We start from the raw sequence: 17500 nt of genomic DNA on the forward strand, positions 1-17500 counted from the left end.
TGTTTCTCAAAAAGTCATGGCAGAAACCGCCATAAAAAAAAGAGCATGCTTTGCTTGCTACACAAGCGTTGCACGCTCTCTGGACCTGGGGAAAATCCGGACTGGACAGATGTTTTTTTACAACATGTTCTGCAGGAATGCCTGGGTCCGCGTGTGCTGCGGCGCCGCAAAGAATGCTTCCGCAGGGCCTTGCTCGACGATCTCCCCCTTGTCCATGAAGATCACGCGATTGGCCACTTCACGGGCAAAGCCCATCTCGTGGGTCACGACCAGCATGGTCATGTGCTCCTGCGCCAGCTCGCGCATGGTGCGCAGCACCTCGCCGGTCAGCTCGGGGTCCAGCGCGGAGGTGGGCTCGTCGAACAGCAGGATGTCGGGCTCCATGGCCAGGGCCCGGGCAATGGCCACGCGCTGCTTTTGCCCGCCCGACAGACGGTTGGGATAGGCATCGCGCTTTTCCAGCAGGCCCACCTTGTGCAGCAGCGCCTCGGCCTTGGGCACGATCTGCTCGCGCCTGAGGCCCTTGACGATGATGGGCGCCTCGATGACGTTCTCCAGCACCGTGAGGTGCGGGAACAGGTTGAAGGACTGGAACACCATGCCCATCTTGCGGCCGATCTGGCGGATCTGCGCCTCGGGCACGTAGTGGGCGCGGCCGTCCGCGCCACTGTCCACCAGCACCTCGCCCTCGACGGCGACACGGCCGCTGTCAATGGTTTCCAGGTGGTTGAGGCAGCGCAAAAAGGTGCTCTTGCCCGATCCCGAGGGACCGATGATGGCCACCACCTCGCCACGCGCCAGCTCCAGCGAAACGCCGCGCAGCACCGGCACGCCGCCAAAGCCCTTGCAGATGTTCTGCGCCGAGATCATGGTCTCGGGCGCGTTATCACGCGTCGTATTTGGCATGGCGTTTTTCTAGGTATTGGAAGATCCAGGTCAACACGAGAGTCATGACCAGATAGAAGCCTGCGGCCACCACGAAGGGCGTGATGGTGAAATCGCGCTGCACGATGCCGCGCGCCGCGCGCAGCAGATCGTTCAGGGCCAGCACGTAGATCAGCGAGGTGTCCTTGACCAGGGTGATGGTCTCGTTGCTCACGGGCGGGATGATGCGCGCCCACATCTGCGGCAGGATGATGCGGCGCATGGTCTGGCCGTAGCTCATGCCCAGCACCTTGGCGCCCTCGTACTGGCCGCGGTCCACGGACTGGATGCCCGCGCGGAAGATTTCGGCGAAGTAGGCGGCGTAGTTCAGCGCGAAGGCGACCACGGCGGCCGGGAAATCGGGCAGGCGCACGCCGATCACGGGCACGAAGGGCAGCGCGAAGTAGATGAACAGCATCTGCAGCATCAGCGGCGTGCCGCGCATCAGCCAGATGTAGCCGCCGACCAGCCGGCTCAGGGCGGGAAAGCGGGAGATGCGCATCAGCGCCAGCGACAGTCCCAGGGGAATGGACAGCGCCAGGGTGATGACGAAGAGCTTGAGGGTGACCAGGGCGCCGGCGGACAGCGGCCCCATGAGCGAGATTACATATTCCATCGAATGGCCTCAGTGCGGTGCGCGGCCCCGCCGGCATCGGCAGGATCCGGGCAGCCACGGGCGCGTGCGTCCCAGAACGCAAAAGACCGGCAATGCCAGGCTGGCCTTGCCGGTCGCATGGTGTGCCGGATTTACTTGATGATGTCCTTGCCGAACCACTTGGAGGCGATTTCGGCGGCCTTGCCGTCCTTCTTCATCTCGGCCAGCGCGGCTTCGAGCTTGCCCAGAACTTCGGTGTCCTCCTTGCGCAGGCCCACGCCGTAGTCCTCGGTGCCGAAGTTGTCCTCGAGCACCAGGTACTCGCCAGCCTTCTTGGCCACGTGGAAGCGCCCCACGACCTCGTCGACCACGACGGCGTCCAGGCGGCCGGCCGACAGGTCCATCAGCGCGGTGATGTTGTCGCCGAAGGTCTTCAGGTCCTTGAAGCTGGCGGCCACGGCGGCGTCCTTCTTGATGGCGTCCACGGCCGAGCTGCCATCCTGTGCACCCACGACCTTGCCGGCCAGGCCAGCCTTGTCCTTGATGTCGGAGTCGGCGCGCACGATGATGATCTGGTGGTTCTCCATGTAGGGCGCGGTGAAGGCGATGTTCTTCTTGCGCTCTTCGGTGATGGTCAGGCCGTTCCACAGCGCGTCGACGCGCTTGCCGACCAGCTCGGCCTCCTTGGCGCTCCAGTCGATGGGCTTGAAGTCCACCTCCACGTTCATGCGCTTGGCGGCTTCACGCGCCATGTCGATGTCGAAGCCGACGATCTCGTTCTTGTCGTCACGAAAGCCCATGGGCGGGAAGTTGTCGTCCAGGCCGATCACCAACTTGGTCATGGCTGCCGGCACGGGGGCGGCAACCGGCGCGGCGGCGGTCGATGCGGACTCGTTCTTGCCGCAGGCTGCCAGCAGTGCAGACAGGGCCACCATGGCCAAGAGGGTGCGTTTTTTCATGGCTTAAAGCTTTGGAGTGGAAAAAGCGAAAGGCGGCGGCCACTGCACGCAAGGTGCGCAATCGTTGTAATGAATGGTTCCTTGGCGGAACCTTTGTCTCGGTTGGGTGCCGGCGCCGAATCCCGTATTGTCGCGCAGACCGGCGCCCCCCGCCAACACGCTGGATCAAGACCGTGCAAATCGGCAAATGGCGAGAGATGCCTGCCGGTCACTGCAGCATGAAGGTCTTGTATTCGAGCCGGTTGAGCTCGCGCGAGAGCAGGTACAGCCCCACGCACAGCGTCACCAGCATGGCCAGGCAAAAGCCGTAGCCATAGAACGCGGCGCCCAGCGCCAGCGAGATGCCCGTGAAGGCGATGTTCAGCACCACCAGCAGCAGGCACAGCATGAAGACGATGCGCCGCTCGTCCAGATAGAAGAACACGTTGAGCACGGCCATCACGCCCACCTGCAGCCCGGCGCCGACCACCTGCACATGCAGCAGCGGCAGGTACAGCTGGGAGATGCCCAGCAACTGCAGGATGGCCGGTCCGGCCACCAGGGTGACGAGAACGGCCAGCGTCTGCACCTTGGCGATCTCGCCCAGGCCCGCCTGGATGGCGTAGACCATTTCATTGCGCATGGACTCGATGTACTCGAGCGATCCGCCGCCGCGCACGGCATCGAAGAACTTGTCGTAGTACTCGACGAAGTCGGTCTCGATGCGCACCAGAAAGACCGCCATGCCCGGGATGATGGACAGGTAGGACAGGAACACCGGCAGGTCGTAGATCAGCGAGGCCCTGAGCCCGCCGATGATCTGCTGCGAGGTCGGCGGGTAGTACCAGAACATGAACTTGTCGATCCAGATGCCCAGGTTGTAGAGCACGCCGATGGCGATCAGCGCCGGAAAGATCAGCGAGCGCTGCGTGAAGTCGAAGGCGATCCAGCGCTTTTGCAGCGGAAAGCTGCGCAGCACGATCAGCCACATGCCGGCCAGCAGCAGCACGTGGCCGATCACGAAGCTGGCCAGCAGCCCTTCCAGCCCCCAGTACCGCAGCGGCAGCGCCAGCAGCACGATGAGCAGGTAGGTGGCGCCGAACAGCCCGGCAATGGCCCGGTAGTGCTTGAGGCCCGACAGCAGCACGGTCATGACCCAGACCACGCACATCAGCGTGAAGCCGGCCAGCATCAGCACGCGGTACAGCAGGCCCTGGCCCGGCAGCACCACGAAAAGCGCCAGCGTGCCCAGCGCGCTGGCAGTGGCCACGACCACCAGCAGCAGGCCATGCAGGTTGGGCAGGATGCTCTCGTCCTTCTTGAGGAACAGCTGGTCCGAGACAAAGCGCGTGAATGCCAGCTGCGCCGCCCCGGTCAGGATCAGGCTGCTGGCCACCAGGTAGGTGACCGAGGTCTGGAACTGCGTGACCAGCAGCGGCGGCGCCACCACGCTGACGCTGAACACCCCCACCAGCAGGATGCCGATGATGGAGAACACCCACGGCCCCGAGCCGATGACGCCCGCATAGGCGTAGGCCTGGAGCACGCTGGTCAGCGTGTTCTTGCGCAGCAGGTGGCGCAGTTCGAATCCAATGCCGGCCATCAGTGTTTTTCCTCGGACTGTTGCAGCGCCCTGTCATAGACCTGCCTGTAGCGCTCGAACAGCAGCCGGTCGGAGTAGTAGCGCTCCACGCGCGCAATCCCGGCCGCGCTGGCGGCCTGCCATTGCCCGGGCGATGCCAGCAGTTCCAGGCAGGCATCGGCCAGTGCCTCGGGGTTGGCAATGCCGACCACGCGCCCGCACGAGCCCAGGGCCTGGTCCTCGGGCCCCAGCCCGTCGATGAGCTGGCGGCACGAGCCCACGTCGGTGCTGACCACGGGCACGCCGGCGGCCTGTGCTTCGAGAATCACCAGGGGCAGCGCCTCGCTGATGGACGACAGCACGACCACGCCCACCTTGGGCAGCAACTCCTCCACCTTCTGCATGCCCAGAAAGCGTACGTTGGCCTGCAGGCCCAGGCTGTCCACGAGGTTCTGGCATTCATCGGCATAGGCCGGGTCTTCGGCCGTGGGGCCGGCCACCCAGGCCTGGGCCTGGGGCATCCGGTTGACCACGCGGCGCATGGCGCGGATGAAGGTCTTGATGTCCTTGATGGGCACCACGCGGCCGATCAGGCACAGCACGGGCGGCGTCTCGGCCGGCCGCTGGGTGCGCAGCGGCGCAAAGCGCTCTATGCGGATGCCGTTGGGAATGCTGACCGTGCGCTCTGCCGCCGCGCCATCGGCCACCTGGCGCAGGCGGTTGTTCTCGTACAGCGCAATGATGGGGTCGGCCGCGCCATAGCAAAAGCGCCCCATCCAGTCGAAAAACCGGATCCACATCTGCCGGAAGAACGACACCTCCATGGGGTCGCGCTGGAAGATGTTGCGGTTGTCGCGGATCCAGGAGCTTTGCAGCAGGTCGATCTGGCGCTCTTTCGTGTAGATGCCATGCTCGGACAGCACCAGCGGCAGGCCGCGCGCATGGTGCAGCAGGCCGCCCAGAAATCCCGCATAGCCCGTGGAGACCGTATGCAGCACGCGCACCGGAATCAGCCCGTGGGCGATGCGCGCCATCAGCCACAGCGGCTGCAGCATGATGCGCACGGTCCAGAAGAAGTCCACGAACGACGGGTCGGTGCAGTGGCGCCGGTAGCTGTCGCGGATCAGGTCCCAGGCGTATTCGCTGTGCAGGAAATCCTCCAGCGGCAGGCTGCCGCCGGGCTGCAGCTCCAGCGCAATGGAGCGCATGGCCGCCAGCACCTTGGCCCGGCTTTCGGCACTGCCGTCATGCGCCTCCAGCGCGCCCAGGAATTCCCGGGCCTTGGCCAGGGCTTCGGGATGGCCGCGCGAAGGGGCGGGCTGGATATTGGAGTGCAGCGCGTCAAACAGGTAGTGCTGCTCGAAGTGCACCACGTTGGGCGGCAGTGCGTAGCGGAAATCGCCATAGTCCTCGCGCCGGCTGCCCAGGAAGACGATGGCAAAGCGGTGCTCGGGATAGGCCTGCAGGATCTGGTTGACCCAGCTGGACACACCACCGCTGACATAGGGGAAAGTGCCTTCCAGCAGCAGCGCGATGTCCGCATCGGCCGCCGTGGGGAACTGGCTCGCACGGCTCATGAGGCACTCCAGTAGCGGATGCTGGGCTTCAGGCGCGGCAGGGCTTGCTCGATGTCCAGCGAACGCATCAGGGCCTGCGCCTTGGCGAATTCGCGCCGATCGAACAGCAGCTCGGCCTGGTATGGCACGACGCGTGCCGGCTCCATGCCCAGCGCCAGCGAGCGCTCATAGCAGGCCAGCGACTCCACCGCCCTGCCCTGCATGTGCAGCAGCCGGCCACGGCGCAGCAGCAGCAAGGCGTTGTCGGGCCGCTGTGCGAGCACCAGGTCGCAGTAGTGCAGGGATTGCTTGATGGCGTGGTCGCGCACATCGCCCTGCGCCACGCCCTGGTAGACCAGCTCCGCGTAGAGGTCGGTCAGCGCCCGCGCCGCCTGCAGGCCACGCGGCCCGTAGGGCGCATCGCCCTCAGACTGGCGGGCATGCTCGAACAGCTGCAGCTCCTGGTGGATGGTCTTGCTGATCTCGCGCTCCTTGGCGTCCAGCATGCTGTAGGCCAGCAGGCGCAGGTCTTCGCTGGAATCGCCCAGCGCCGTGCGCAGCATGGGCGAGGCAATGCGCCCCGGCACGCTGCCCAGCGCCACCATCGCCCGCATGCGCGAGGCGACCGGCACATTGGGATTGGCCAGGAAGGACTGCAGGCCCGCCTGGCGGCGGCTGGTGCTGGCCTGCTGGTGCGGGTCGAAATCGGGCAGGGGCATCACCGGAAAACGCGGGCCGCCACGCGGGCCGCGCTGGGTGTGCAGCGCAATGGTGGCGACCACGGCGCCCAAAATGCCGGCCACCGGCACGGCATAGGCAAACAGCCCCAACAGCGCCACCAGGGCCAGGCGCTGGCGCACCGACTTGGCCGAGGTGGCCAGGAAGGGCGCCAGGCACAGCGCCAGCAGGCCGCTGGCCAGCCCGTGGGCCGTGAGATAGCCCAGCAGGGCCGCGTCCGACTGGCTGCGCAGCAGCCACAGGCTGCTCCAGGAAGCAATTTCCGCGGCCAGCGCGCCCAAGGCCAGCTTGAGGTTAAGCATGGCCCTGCCCCATCTGATGGAGCCGCTCCAGCACGCTGCTGGCCGAGCAGCGGTCCAGCAAGATGGTGCGCGGGAAGATGCCCGCATCGGCCAGCGAGGCCACGCTGCGCTGGGCCAGCCAGCCCTCGATGCGGTTCAGGTAGCCCTCGGCCGTGGCGTTGGTGCCCAGCGGCATGAAGATGGCCAGCAGTTGCCGGCCATCGCTTTCCTGCAGCCAGGAGCGGTCCAGCATGCGCTCCAGCCGCATGATCTGCTGGGCCATCTGGGCCTGCACAGCCGAGGGCGACAGCTCCAGCGCCACCACCACGCTGCTCAGGCGCGCGCTGCGGTTGACATGCTCCATGCGCTGCAGCTCGAACGCGAAATGCGGCGGGCAATCGGGATAGGCCTGCAGCAGCGGCGCCGCCAAGCTGTTGGCGGCCACGCTGTCCGTGTAGTAGCCCAGCAGCAGGTTGATGGTCTGCAGCGCCTCTTCCTGCAATGCGAAGAAAGGCATTTCCTCGACCAGCAGCAGGCCGTAGATCTCGCCCTCCAGGTCCAGCATGGGCGCCACGACGATGTACTGCGTCTGCTGGCCCTCCGCCATGCTTTGCGAGACATGGCACAGCACATGGCTGTCCAGCGCCTGGCGCACCAGCGGATCGTGGACATGGATGGGCCGCTCGCCCCCCAGCTGGGCAATGGGCGTGGGGTCCAGCACCTCATTGCGCACGGGCACCAGGCTGGCCACGCTGATCTGGCTGAAGCGCGACAGCAGGTTGAGCAGGCTTTGCGCATCGCCCTCGGCGCCACTGAGGCCGCTGAGCACGTTGATGGCATCGCGCATGGACACGGGGCGGCCTATGAGCTCCTGCTCCAGCCGGTCATGCGACAGGCGCAGCAGGTAATGCTGGCGGATCAACTGCTCGGTGCGCTGGTCCATGTAGTTCTGCGCCGTGCGCGCGCGGCGTATGCGTGCGCGCCAGAGGCTGGAGATCTCGCCCACGACCATGACCAGGATCAGGCCGCCCAGGAAATACTGTTCGGGAAACAGCGACAGATCCCGCTGGTTGACGCCCAGCCAGGCCAGCAGCAGCACGCCGGCCGCCGACAGACCGGCCACCGGCCCGTAGCGCAGGGCCACCACCACGGGCGCCAGCCAGGCCCAGGGGAACTCGGACTCCACCCACAGGGGGTTGTCCGGGTTGGCCCACATGCCGATCAAAACGGCCAGCACCGGCAGCAGCAGCGTCTCGCCCACCACCACCCAGGGCTTGGCGCTCGTCTGCACGAGCAGGCCCAGCGGCGAGCCTCTGAATTCCGCGGCAATGCCGGCGCGGCGCGGTGCAGCGGAATGCGGTGCCGCCTTGGGCGTGCTGGCTTGGTCTGGCATGAAGAGTCGTTCCCTGGATTCGCTTATCGGGCGTTGGCCAGGCCTGTGCCCAGCAGGTTGCGGATCAGCTTCTGGCCCACGGCGGCCAGGGCCTCGCGGCTCCAGCCGCTTTGCGCGCCCGCGCCGCTCCACACGGTGGCGCCGGTGCCCACGTCCACGATCTCCAAGGTCACGCCCACGGCCGGCTCGCCATCCACGCCCACCTTGTAGCGCCATTCGTCCACCGCGCCCGTCAGCGCATAGCGCACGCCTTCGCCGCGCGCCCAGGCCAGGGCGTCGTCGCGGCGCTTGGCTTCGCGGCCGTCGAACAGGGTTTCCTGCAGTGCATCGCCCGTGTAGCGCTTGACCTGGCCCACGCCACGCGCATTGATCAGCGCCGTGGCAATGGCGGCGGCGCGGTTGCCGGCCATGGGCGTTTCGGTGTGGTTCTCGAAGGGCAGCACCGCCCAGCTGGCGTTCGTCTCCAGCGCGGGCGCCGTGCCCCGGTCGATGGTCGAGCAGGCAGACAGCAGGCCGACAAGGGCAATACCCGTGAGCACGCGAAGGCGGGAGGCGAAAGTGGTGCGGTGTGTCATGGAGAGGCTCCTTGAAGTCTTCGGATCAGTAGTGGAGGCGGTAGGTCAGCAACAGCTCGCGGGTATTGCCCACGGTGTTGATGCCCGACTTGGACAGATTCAGGCCCAGCGCGAGGTGGTCCACGCCGAACAGGCTGGTGGCCAGGCCCATGCCCAGCTCGTAGCCCGCGCCGTTGACGCTGTGGTGCGTCAGGGCCAGGCTGGCGTATGGCCGCAGCGCACGCGTGTACTGCTGCTCGTAGCCCGTGTTGAACATCATCTGCAGGCCCGAGAAGCGGAAACTGCGCGGCAGCAGATAGTCGATGGTGGGATCGTTGAACGGCGGCAGGTAACCCAGGATGGCCGCATCCCGGCCCTGCAGCAGCGCCGGGTCGCTGCGGCTGTAGCGGTGCCAGGAGGTGAAGGCGCCGAACTGCAGGGTGGGCGCCTCGCTGCGGTAGGTGTGCAGGTATTGCAGCGTCGCATGGTTGCCGGAGCCCACGCGTGCGCCGCTTTGCACGCGGTAGCGCTCCGATGCCAGCTCCAGCGTGATCTGGTCCAGGCGCGAGAGCTGGTAGCTGCTGCCCAGCGACACGCGGTCCTTCATGCCGCCCATGCGCATGGCCAGCGTTTCCTGCGTGGCCAGGTGCCGGCCCAGTGATGCCTGCAGGCTCCAGCGGCTGTCCACGTTGTAGGTCTGCGTGAACTGCATGGGCGTGTAGCCCTCCAGGCTTTCGCGCCGGCCCAGCATGAATTCGCTGGAGGCCGACTGCGTCTTGCGCGTCAGGCGCAGGCCGATGCCCCGCTCCTGCGAGGGGCCGCGCACCAGGGTGTTTTTGTTGACCGTGCGGCGCACGTCCTCGGCATCCAGGTCCAGCGCCCAGCGGGGGTTCAGGCCCACATGCCAGCGCAGTCGGGAGACCTGCTCGTCGATGGCGTCCATGCGGCGGTTGCGCAGTTGCAGGCCGCCGTAGTCGCTGAAGGCCAGCAGCTGCTCGGTCAGCGCCAGGTGCAGGGGATCGTCGTCGGGTTGGTCGGCCATGTTCTCGAAGGCCGCCGTCTGCGCCAGCCGCACATCGCCGACCATGGCTGCCGCGTTGATGCGGTCATAGCGCGGCAGCGCCTCGTCATGGCGCTGCAGCAGCTGCCCGGCCTGGGCCACATCCTTTTCCGCCAGGGCCACCGTGATCTCGGCCCACAGCGGCGAGCTGGCGCTCTTGCTGCGGCTGCGTGCGTACTGCTGCCACAGGTAACCACGCTCGGCCTGGTACTCGCCGCGCTCCTGCAGCCAGGCAATGGCCAGCTCGGCCGCGGCGGCGGAATGCTCGCGGCGCCCGTCTTCCAGGTCCATGCGCAGCAGCTCGCGCATCAGGGCGAATTCGGCATCGCCCTGCGTATGAAAGAGCATGAGCCGGCTGCGGGCCTGGCGCTGAACCTCGTCCAGCCCCTCGGCCGTCAGCCATTTGCGGGCGGCCAGGGCCGCTGCGCCGTCCTGGGCGCGTGCCCGCACCTTCTCGCGCGTCCACAGCTGCTGCCTCAGGCTCCAGGCCCGATCGGCCTGCTGGTTCTGCTCCAGCGCGTCGGCGTACTGCATCATCCACAGGAAGTCGTCGGCATGCTCGGCGCGATGCGGCTTCAGATAGCGTTCCAGCGCAACGGCGGGGCGCGACAGCGTCATGTAGGCCGCCGCCAGGGCGCCGTGCATGTCGGCATCGCGCGCCCAGACAGGCTCGGCCGCCGCCAGCAGCAGCTTGAGGGCCGCCGCATTCTGCGTGTCGATCAGCAGCCACATCAGGCCCTGGCGCAGCGGCGTGGAGCCGGGGTCCAGCGCCAGGCCCTTCTCGAAGGCCTCCATGGCCTTTTTCGATTGCGCCGTGCGCTGGTAGTAGGCGCCCAGTATCTGGAAGAAGGTGGGCTGGCCCTGCAGGCGCTTGACCAGGGCCGGGTCGGCCAAGATGCGTTCGACCTGGCTGCCGATCTGGGTCCAGTCCTCCAGGTCCTCCAGCAGGTAAAAGGCCTGCGTCAGATGGCGCACGTCATGGAACTGCTCCCAGGCGTGCAGGGACATCCGGGCCGCCTCGCGCCGGTCGGCGCGCTGCAGCAGGCGTATCACCTCGTCGTAGTCGCTGATGCCGGCGTGCGGCGTCTGCAGCAGGCGGCGGTAGGCCTTCAGCGTCAGTGCTTCCTGGCGCTGGTCCTGGGCCAGGTCGCCCAGCAGGCGCCAGTACTCGCCCTCGTCCTGCATGCCGGCGGGAATGCGCGTCTGCGCATCCTCCAGCCAGCGCAGACCCAGCGCCGGCTCGCCCTGCAGCAGCGCGAGCACGGCGGCGGGCATGGCGTGGGCCGGCGTGCGCTGCTCGGGATCGGCAAGCACACGCTTCCAGGCCTGCAGCGCCAGTTGCGACCGGCCTGCGCGTTCGGCCAGCTGGGCCAGCAGGATCTGCGACTGCGGCGTGCTGCCGTGCTTTTGCAGATAGTCGATGGCCTCGCCGGGCTCGGCCTGGCGCTCGTAGGCCTGGACCAGAGCCTGCTGCAGCGCGGCATCCTGGGGACGGCGGCTCAGCTGGTGGCGCAGGCCGGCAATCAGGGCGCGGTCGTCGAACAGGCCCGGCGCCAGGCGCATCACCGTCCTCCAGGCATCCTCGCTCCCCGTGTTCTGCGCAATGACCAGCCAGTTGTCCAGGGCCTGCTGCTGCTGTCCCATCCATTCGGACACCTGGGCCAGGCGTTCGCGCCAGGCCATGTCCTGCGGCGCCTGGCGCACGGCGGCCGTGGCCACGCGCCAGGCATCTTCCAGGTTGCGGTTTTCGAGGAACACCTCGTAGCCCAGCAGGTAGGTCTTGTCGTCAAAGGGCAGGCCCGGCGGCGGCTTGCGCACGGGATCGGCCGTGCGCAGCATGCGCCAGCCCGGGGCGGTCCAGGCCACGGGCTGCAGCGCCCAGGCGCCGTCGTCGGCAACCGGGTCCGGACCGACACCCGAAGCCCCGGCCACCTGCGTCTGCCATTGCTGCAGCAGCGACAGCTGCAGCAGCCGCTTGGCATAGCGCTCAGCCTCGGCCCGGTTGCCGGCCGCGCGCGCCAGGCCGATGAGCCTTCGCAGCGTTTCCGGGTCGCTGCCCAACAGTTCTTCCTGCTGGCGCGCCAGCGCCAGCGCTTCGCTGGCACGGTTGCCGGACTGCAGCACCTGCAGGGCCTGCCAGAGGTAGGCGCGCGACTGCTGGACGTCTTCGGTCGTGGCGCTGGCCTGGCGCAGCAGCCGCGCCGATTCCTCGTACAGCGACATGCCCAGCGCCTGCCGCGCAGCGGACTCATAGACCTGCGCCTTGCGCGCGGGATCGGCCTGGCGCTCTGCCACGTCGTCGTAGATGCCCAGGGCCAGCGGTGCGTCCTTGAGTACCAGCGCCGAAGAGGCCAGGTACAGCGCCTGCTCCTGGGTCAGACCCGCCAGCGGGACCTCCTTGAGCGCCTGCATCACCTGGAGCGCCAGGGCATCGGCCTGCCCTCCGGCGCGATGGTCCTGCTTTTGCGCCTCCAGATAGTTCTGGTAGGCGGCCTGCCAGCGCTCCCAGGCCTGGACGGCGGCGCTGGGCAGCGCCTGCTTGGCTGCCTCTTCGCGCGCCAGCTTGATGGCTTTCAGGCGCTCCTCCTTGGCCTTGAGCAGGGCGCGCAGGTTTTCATTGCCCGGGTCGCTCTTGAGCAGGTTGCTCAGGTAGTTGTAGGACAGCTCGGAATCATCTCCGGTGACGGAGAGCCGGCGCTCCAGATCCTGCTTGGGAAACAGCATCCACAGGGCACCGCCGATCAGTACCGCCAGCAGCACGATCAGCCAGAAGGGAACCGTGACGGGGCGCTCAGAGCCCCCGGCATTGCGCTTGGAGTTCAACACTGTGATGGGTACTTCTGAAGGAACGGAGGTTGGAGCTGCCCGTATCGGCACCCGCCATGGCAATGAGGGGATTGGCGGCGTTCAGGGAACTCAGCGCACAGCCGGACGGCAGGTGCATGCGCAGCTCCAGCGGCACATGGCCCTGCAGGGTCAAGCGCACGCCGCCATCGGCCTGGGGCAGCCATTGCGTGAGCCGGGCATTGGCATCCACCAGATAGGGACGCGCCGCGGAGGCGGCCGCGCCTGCGGCATCCTGCTGCACCAGGTATCCGGCGCCGCCGGCCAGGTGAAGGTAGTTGCCGTCCGTGCCCTTGGCATAGCCGGCGATGCCGCGGCTGGCAGCCATGGACGGCAGGGCCATGCCGGGCGGCATGCGCAGCGTGCGCAACTGGCCCGGGCCCCGCAGGCGCCAGCCCTGCGCGTCGCGGCCGATGGCGAATTCGTAGAAATCCTGCACCTTGCGGATGTACTCGGAGCTGTAGACCGGGTTCAGCCGCTGCGCCAGCGCCCACTGGTAGACCTTGTGCAGGGCCTTGATGCTGGCCTGCTTGCTGGCGGAGTAGGAGTGGTAGTAGATGTCCACGGCCTTCATGCGCCGGGGCGCGTCGGTCATCTCGAAGGTTTCGATGACGCGCTCGAAGCCGTAGAACGGCCCGTGCCAGAGGTTGGTGTAGATGTTCTCGTTGGTGACGGGCGCATAGATCTGCAGATGGCCGCCCTTGCGCAGGCCCCAGCTGCGCACCTCCGTCAGCGAGGGATTGCTGCGCGTGATGGCCGTGTCGCCGCCATTCATGTTGAGCAGTCCCGCCGCGTCGGAGATGGCCAGGGCCTCGGCGCTGGGCGCCGTGTTGCCGGTCCACAGGAACACGTCCACCGGCTTGCCGGGCGGCGCCAGGCGCTTGCGGATGTAGTCGACCGAGCCATTGATCTCCCGGTTCATGTCCATCTGGTAGCCGGGGATGTGGAGGTTGAGGTTCACCTCCTTGCTGTCATCCCCGTCGGGCGCTGCCCCGGGCTCCCAGAAGAAGGGATGGGAATAGGAATGGCTGGCGATCTCGACATGGGGCATGGCGAAGATGCGCTTGGCAATGCCCTCCAGCTGGTCGGCCCACTGCGGATACAGGCCCTGCGGCGAGACTTCGGCCTCGATGACCGAGATGGTGTGCGGAATCCTGTAGCGCTCCAGGATCTCGCGGCGCAGCACTTCACCGGCGAACGGCGTGCCCGGCAGCTCGGCCTTGGAGGGAAAGCCGTCCCCGTCCACATGGGCCAGCAGCAGGCGGCGGCCGTTCTCGGTGGTGACGTCGGGCGCCGGAAAGTCCTGCAGGCGCAGCGCCTCGCGCAGCAGCGCGAAGGGGTCGATCACCCAGCGCGACTGGTCGGTACCCGGCATGCTCACCACCACATAGGGCATGAGCGCAAAGCCGCCCCAGGGCGTGATGGCGGCCGACACGAAGCGGCGCCCCCGCTTGTCGTCGAAGGACAGCAGCTCGCGGCTGCCCTTGGCCATCTGCGGCGTGAACTCCCAGCCTTCGTAGTCGTGCGCGGGCTCGGCCGGCGGTATCTCGAACCCCATGAGCGGCGCCTGCTCGGCACGCCGCAGCGGGAACACGGGTGCCGCTTCCGTGCTGCGCGTGCCCAGGGCGGCCGACATGGTGCGGTCCTGGGACAGGCCCAGCGTATTGAGCACCAGCAGCGGCATGCCCTGCTGCACCTGGTTGGCCAGCCACTGCCGCACGCTTTTGGCCCGCATCTCGGGCACCGCGCCGCCGAACCAGCTCACCACGCCGGCATAGCGGTCGCGCGACACGCCTTCGGGCAGGGGCTCGCGCACATCGGCGTAGTCGGCAACGTAGCCCATGTAGTTGATGGGCATTTCCAGGAAGCGGTGCGCCGATGCGCCGTTGATGGACGGATAGTCGGCACCGTTGTAGAGAATCAACACCCTGCGCGCCACCGCCTCCACCTGGCCTATGCCCAAGGTCTGCAGCCCGGCATCGGAAACCCACGGAATGATGCCCAGCTGCGCAATGCGGCGGGCCGTCTCGCGCGTGGCATCCCGGTCGTGCGGGGCCACGTAGTCGATGGACAGCACCGGCAGGCGGTCGCGCTCGCGGATGGTCTGCAGTTGCTGCAGCAGCCATTCGCGGTCTTTCTCGGGCACGTCCACATAGCGCTTGAGGCTGGCATCCCAGCCCCGCAACAGCGACTCGGCCGCCACCATCTGTACCTTGTCCCTCACGCGCGGCACGATCTCGAAGCCCCGGTTCAGGATCAGGCGGATGCCGGGGTAGCGCTGGTGCAGCGTCTCGATGACGCGCACCAGGCCGTCCTGCTGGGCCTTTTCGTCGAAATTCGCGGCCAGGCGGTAGGAGTCCAGCGTGTCCAGGAAGAAGCCGCGAAAGCCCTGCTTCCACAGCGGTGCGATCACCTCGTCGGCAAAGAAGGCGGGCCACTGCGCGGGCGTCTGGTCCAGGACGATGGACTGCCAGGCGCCGTTGCGCGCCATCTTCCAGGCCTCGGGAATCTTGCTGAAGTAGGCGCGCTCGGGCAGCACCTCGGCCACGGAGGCATATGCGTAGAGTTCGCTGCCCGGAGCCTGCTTGCGGAATTGAACGGGGTCGTAGCCGTGGCCCGACTCCACGACAGCTATGTCGTAGAGGCTCAGTTCACTGAGCGAGGCCTTGTTCCCGTAATAGACGGCAACCGCTGGCTCGGCGGCCTGCACCGCCCAGCCGCACAACAGCCCCCAGCAAAAAAGGCAGGTTCGCAGGAAAGCGTTCACGGCCTTCTCCTCGGGGTGTGGCCACGCACGGTCAATTCATAGTTTTTGTACATCAAATTTCTAGTCGATTTGATAAAAGCTATCGTCAGTCCGACGAAATGCGGGCGCGAGCATACCGGTTTTTGTCTGCAAACGTGTCTTCTCCCTACTTTTGTGCTCGTCGCCCTTGAAGCCTGGGGGAAGCTGGGTTATGGCGATACTAGGCAGGCAGAAAAATCACCAATGAAAGGTATTCATGATCCTGGTCACAGGCGGCGCCGGCTTCATCGGCTCGCATACCTGCGTGGAACTCGCCGCTGCGGGCGAGCCCTACCTGATCTACGACAACTTCAGCAACAGCAGCCCCGATGTGCTCGAACGCATGGAACGCATCACGGGCCGGCGCCCGCTGTGCGTCGAGGGCGACGTGCGCGACCGCACCGCGCTGGATCGGCTGTTTGCCGAGCACTCCATCCGCGAGGTGATCCACTTCGCCGCGCTCAAGGCCGTGGGCGAGTCCGTGGCCCAGCCGCTGCGCTACTACGAACACAACGTGGGCGGCACGGTGGCCCTGCTGCAGGCCATGCGGACGGCGGGCGTGCGCAGCCTGGTGTTCTCCTCCTCGGCCACGGTCTACGGCGATCCGGCCAGCCTGCCGATCCGCGAAGACTTTCCGCTGTCCGCCACCAACCCCTACGGCCGCAGCAAGCTGTGGATCGAGGAAATGCTGGCCGACCTGGACCGGGCCGAGCCCGGCCAGTGGAGCCTGGCACGGCTGCGCTACTTCAACCCCGTGGGCGCCCATGAAAGCGGCCTGATCGGCGAGGACCCGCGCGACATCCCCAACAACCTCATGCCCTATGTGTCGCAGGTCGCCATCGGCCAGCGCCAGCAGCTCAGTGTCTATGGCGATGACTATGCGACGCCGGACGGCACGGGCGTGCGCGACTACATCCACGTCACCGACCTGGCGCGCGGCCACCTGGCGGCGCTGCGCTATCTGCGCGAGCAGCAGGGCCTGCTGACCGTGAACCTGGGCACGGGGCGCCCTGTCTCGGTGCTGGAGATGGTCAAGGCCTTCGAGCGCGCCAGCGGCCGCCCCGTGCCCTACCAGATCGTGGCGCGCCGCCCCGGCGACGTGGCCCAGTGCTGGGCGGACCCCGCGGAGGCCGAGCGCCTGCTGGGCTGGAAGGCCATGCTGGACCTGGACCGCATGTGCGAGGACGCATGGCGCTGGCAAAGCCAGGCCGCAGGTCTCAAGCGCTGAACCCCGCAGCGCCTGCGGACGCCGAGGGCGTGGTATCTTTTCGCCCTTGTTTCACGCCCTAGCCACGAGTCTGCCCATGCTTGCCAAACGCATCATCCCCTGTCTTGACGTCACGGGAGGGCGCGTCGTCAAAGGCGTGAACTTCGTGGAGCTGCGCGATGCGGGCGACCCGGTGGAGATCGCCGCGCGCTACAACGCCCAGGGCGCGGACGAGCTTACCTTCCTGGACATCACGGCCACCAGCGATGGCCGAGACCTGATCCTGCCCATCATCGAATCGGTGGCCAGCCAGGTCTTCATTCCGCTGACCGTGGGCGGTGGCGTGCGCACCGTCGAGGACGTGCGCCGCCTGCTCAACGCGGGCGCCGACAAGACCAGCTTCAACTCGGCCGCCATCGCCAACCCCGATGTGATCAATGCGGCCTCCGACAAGTACGGCGCGCAGTGCATCGTCGTGGCCATCGACGCCAAGCGCCGCACCGCCGAAGACGAGCAGCGCATCGGCGCCGACGGCCGCGCCGCCGGCCCCGGCTGGGATGTCTACAGCCACGGCGGACGCAAGAACACCGGCCTGGACGCCGTGCAGTGGGCCGCCGAGATGGCGCGCCGCGGCGCGGGCGAGATCCTGCTGACCAGCATGGACCGCGACGGCACCAAGTCCGGGTTCGACCTGAAGCTCACGCGCGCCGTCAGCGACGCCGTGCCCGTGCCCGTGATCGCCTCCGGCGGCGTGGGCTCGCTGGACGACCTGGCCGATGGCGTGACCCTGGGCGGCGCCGACGCCGTGCTGGCCGCCAGCATCTTCCACTATGGCGAATTCACCGTGGGCCAGGCCAAGCAGCGCATGGCCGAGCGCGGCGTGCCCGTGCGCCTCTGATACGGCGCGTCGGCGGACTCCTTCATTTCAGTTTTCCATGGCGCTCGCGCCGCCCACAACCCATGAAACCGGCGCGGCCCAAGGGACCAGGGACAGCGAGCAAGGGCCGCCCCGCAGCAAGGCTGTCGTCTCCCTCCCGCGCAGC

At 67.3% G+C, this 17500-nt stretch carries 12 protein-coding genes; 2 read left to right on the forward strand and 10 right to left on the reverse strand.

Annotated elements, in window-relative coordinates:
• Positions 1 to 117 precede the first annotated feature (117 nt).
• The 10 genes from ACF8ME_RS02640 to ACF8ME_RS02685 form a co-directional block, all read right to left on the reverse strand.
• Positions 118 to 906 carry an amino acid ABC transporter ATP-binding protein gene (locus ACF8ME_RS02640; protein WP_275405950.1) on the reverse strand — a complete coding sequence of 263 codons (789 nt, stop codon included), beginning with the start codon at positions 904 to 906 and terminating at the stop codon, positions 118 to 120.
• On the reverse strand, positions 887 to 1540 hold the full coding sequence (locus ACF8ME_RS02645) for an amino acid ABC transporter permease (protein WP_012207336.1): 654 nt from the start codon (positions 1538 to 1540) through the stop codon (positions 887 to 889). Before ACF8ME_RS02645 ends, ACF8ME_RS02640 begins: the two co-directional genes overlap by 20 nt.
• Before the next feature lie 131 nt (positions 1541 to 1671).
• A complete protein-coding gene (locus ACF8ME_RS02650; protein ID WP_016445573.1) occupies positions 1672 to 2478 on the reverse strand; it encodes an amino acid ABC transporter substrate-binding protein in 807 nt (268 codons plus the stop codon).
• Between the two features lie 208 nt (positions 2479 to 2686).
• On the reverse strand, positions 2687 to 4060 hold the full coding sequence (gene pelG, locus ACF8ME_RS02655) for an exopolysaccharide Pel transporter PelG (RefSeq protein ID WP_392415112.1): 1374 nt from the start codon (positions 4058 to 4060) through the stop codon (positions 2687 to 2689).
• On the reverse strand, positions 4060 to 5616 hold the full coding sequence (gene pelF / locus ACF8ME_RS02660) for a GT4 family glycosyltransferase PelF (RefSeq protein ID WP_392415114.1): 1557 nt from the start codon (positions 5614 to 5616) through the stop codon (positions 4060 to 4062). Before pelF ends, pelG begins: the two co-directional genes overlap by 1 nt.
• A complete protein-coding gene (locus ACF8ME_RS02665; protein ID WP_392415116.1) occupies positions 5613 to 6635 on the reverse strand; it encodes a hypothetical protein in 1023 nt (340 codons plus the stop codon). Before ACF8ME_RS02665 ends, pelF begins: the two co-directional genes overlap by 4 nt.
• Positions 6628 to 8007: a PelD GGDEF domain-containing protein gene (locus ACF8ME_RS02670; RefSeq protein WP_392415118.1), complete on the reverse strand. Its 1380-nt coding sequence runs from the start codon at positions 8005 to 8007 to the stop codon at positions 6628 to 6630. The genes ACF8ME_RS02665 and ACF8ME_RS02670 overlap by 8 nt, the downstream gene beginning before the upstream one ends.
• A gap of 23 nt (positions 8008 to 8030) precedes the next feature.
• Entirely contained in the window at positions 8031 to 8582 is a 552-nt protein-coding gene (locus ACF8ME_RS02675; RefSeq protein ID WP_043822266.1) for a transporter, read from the reverse strand.
• Between the two features lie 25 nt (positions 8583 to 8607).
• Positions 8608 to 12447 carry a tetratricopeptide repeat protein gene (locus ACF8ME_RS02680; protein ID WP_392415120.1) on the reverse strand — a complete coding sequence of 1280 codons (3840 nt, stop codon included), beginning with the start codon at positions 12445 to 12447 and terminating at the stop codon, positions 8608 to 8610.
• Positions 12413 to 15232 (reverse strand): bifunctional glycoside hydrolase 114/ polysaccharide deacetylase family protein, encoded by a 2820-nt coding sequence (locus ACF8ME_RS02685; protein WP_392415122.1) that lies wholly within the window; start codon positions 15230 to 15232, stop codon positions 12413 to 12415. The genes ACF8ME_RS02680 and ACF8ME_RS02685 overlap by 35 nt, the downstream gene beginning before the upstream one ends.
• Positions 15233 to 15467: 235 nt before the next feature.
• Between ACF8ME_RS02685 and galE the strand changes: the two genes are divergently transcribed.
• Positions 15468 to 16478 carry a UDP-glucose 4-epimerase GalE gene (gene galE / locus ACF8ME_RS02690; protein WP_392415124.1) on the forward strand — a complete coding sequence of 337 codons (1011 nt, stop codon included), beginning with the start codon at positions 15468 to 15470 and terminating at the stop codon, positions 16476 to 16478.
• 76 nt (positions 16479 to 16554) lie between these two features.
• Positions 16555 to 17355 carry an imidazole glycerol phosphate synthase subunit HisF gene (gene hisF, locus ACF8ME_RS02695; RefSeq protein WP_013800786.1) on the forward strand — a complete coding sequence of 267 codons (801 nt, stop codon included), beginning with the start codon at positions 16555 to 16557 and terminating at the stop codon, positions 17353 to 17355.
• The last annotated feature ends 145 nt before the right edge of the window (positions 17356 to 17500 follow it).

It is taken from the genome of Delftia sp. WSY_7 (assembly GCF_043104845.1).
Taxonomy (GTDB): Bacteria; Pseudomonadota; Gammaproteobacteria; order Burkholderiales; family Burkholderiaceae_C; genus Comamonas; species Comamonas tsuruhatensis.

Coding starts and splice junctions, on each gene's coding strand:
- ACF8ME_RS02640 (WP_275405950.1), bottom strand. CDS start 906: ATGCCAAATACGACGCGTGATAACGCGCCCGAGACCATGATCTCGGCG.
- ACF8ME_RS02645 (WP_012207336.1), bottom strand. CDS start 1,540: ATGGAATATGTAATCTCGCTCATGGGGCCGCTGTCCGCCGGCGCCCTG.
- ACF8ME_RS02650 (WP_016445573.1), bottom strand. CDS start 2,478: ATGAAAAAACGCACCCTCTTGGCCATGGTGGCCCTGTCTGCACTGCTG.
- pelG (WP_392415112.1), bottom strand. CDS start 4,060: ATGGCCGGCATTGGATTCGAACTGCGCCACCTGCTGCGCAAGAACACG.
- pelF (WP_392415114.1), bottom strand. CDS start 5,616: ATGAGCCGTGCGAGCCAGTTCCCCACGGCGGCCGATGCGGACATCGCG.
- ACF8ME_RS02665 (WP_392415116.1), bottom strand. CDS start 6,635: ATGCTTAACCTCAAGCTGGCCTTGGGCGCGCTGGCCGCGGAAATTGCT.
- ACF8ME_RS02670 (WP_392415118.1), bottom strand. CDS start 8,007: ATGCCAGACCAAGCCAGCACGCCCAAGGCGGCACCGCATTCCGCTGCA.
- ACF8ME_RS02675 (WP_043822266.1), bottom strand. CDS start 8,582: ATGACACACCGCACCACTTTCGCCTCCCGCCTTCGCGTGCTCACGGGT.
- galE (WP_392415124.1), top strand. CDS start 15,468: ATGATCCTGGTCACAGGCGGCGCCGGCTTCATCGGCTCGCATACCTGC.
- hisF (WP_013800786.1), top strand. CDS start 16,555: ATGCTTGCCAAACGCATCATCCCCTGTCTTGACGTCACGGGAGGGCGC.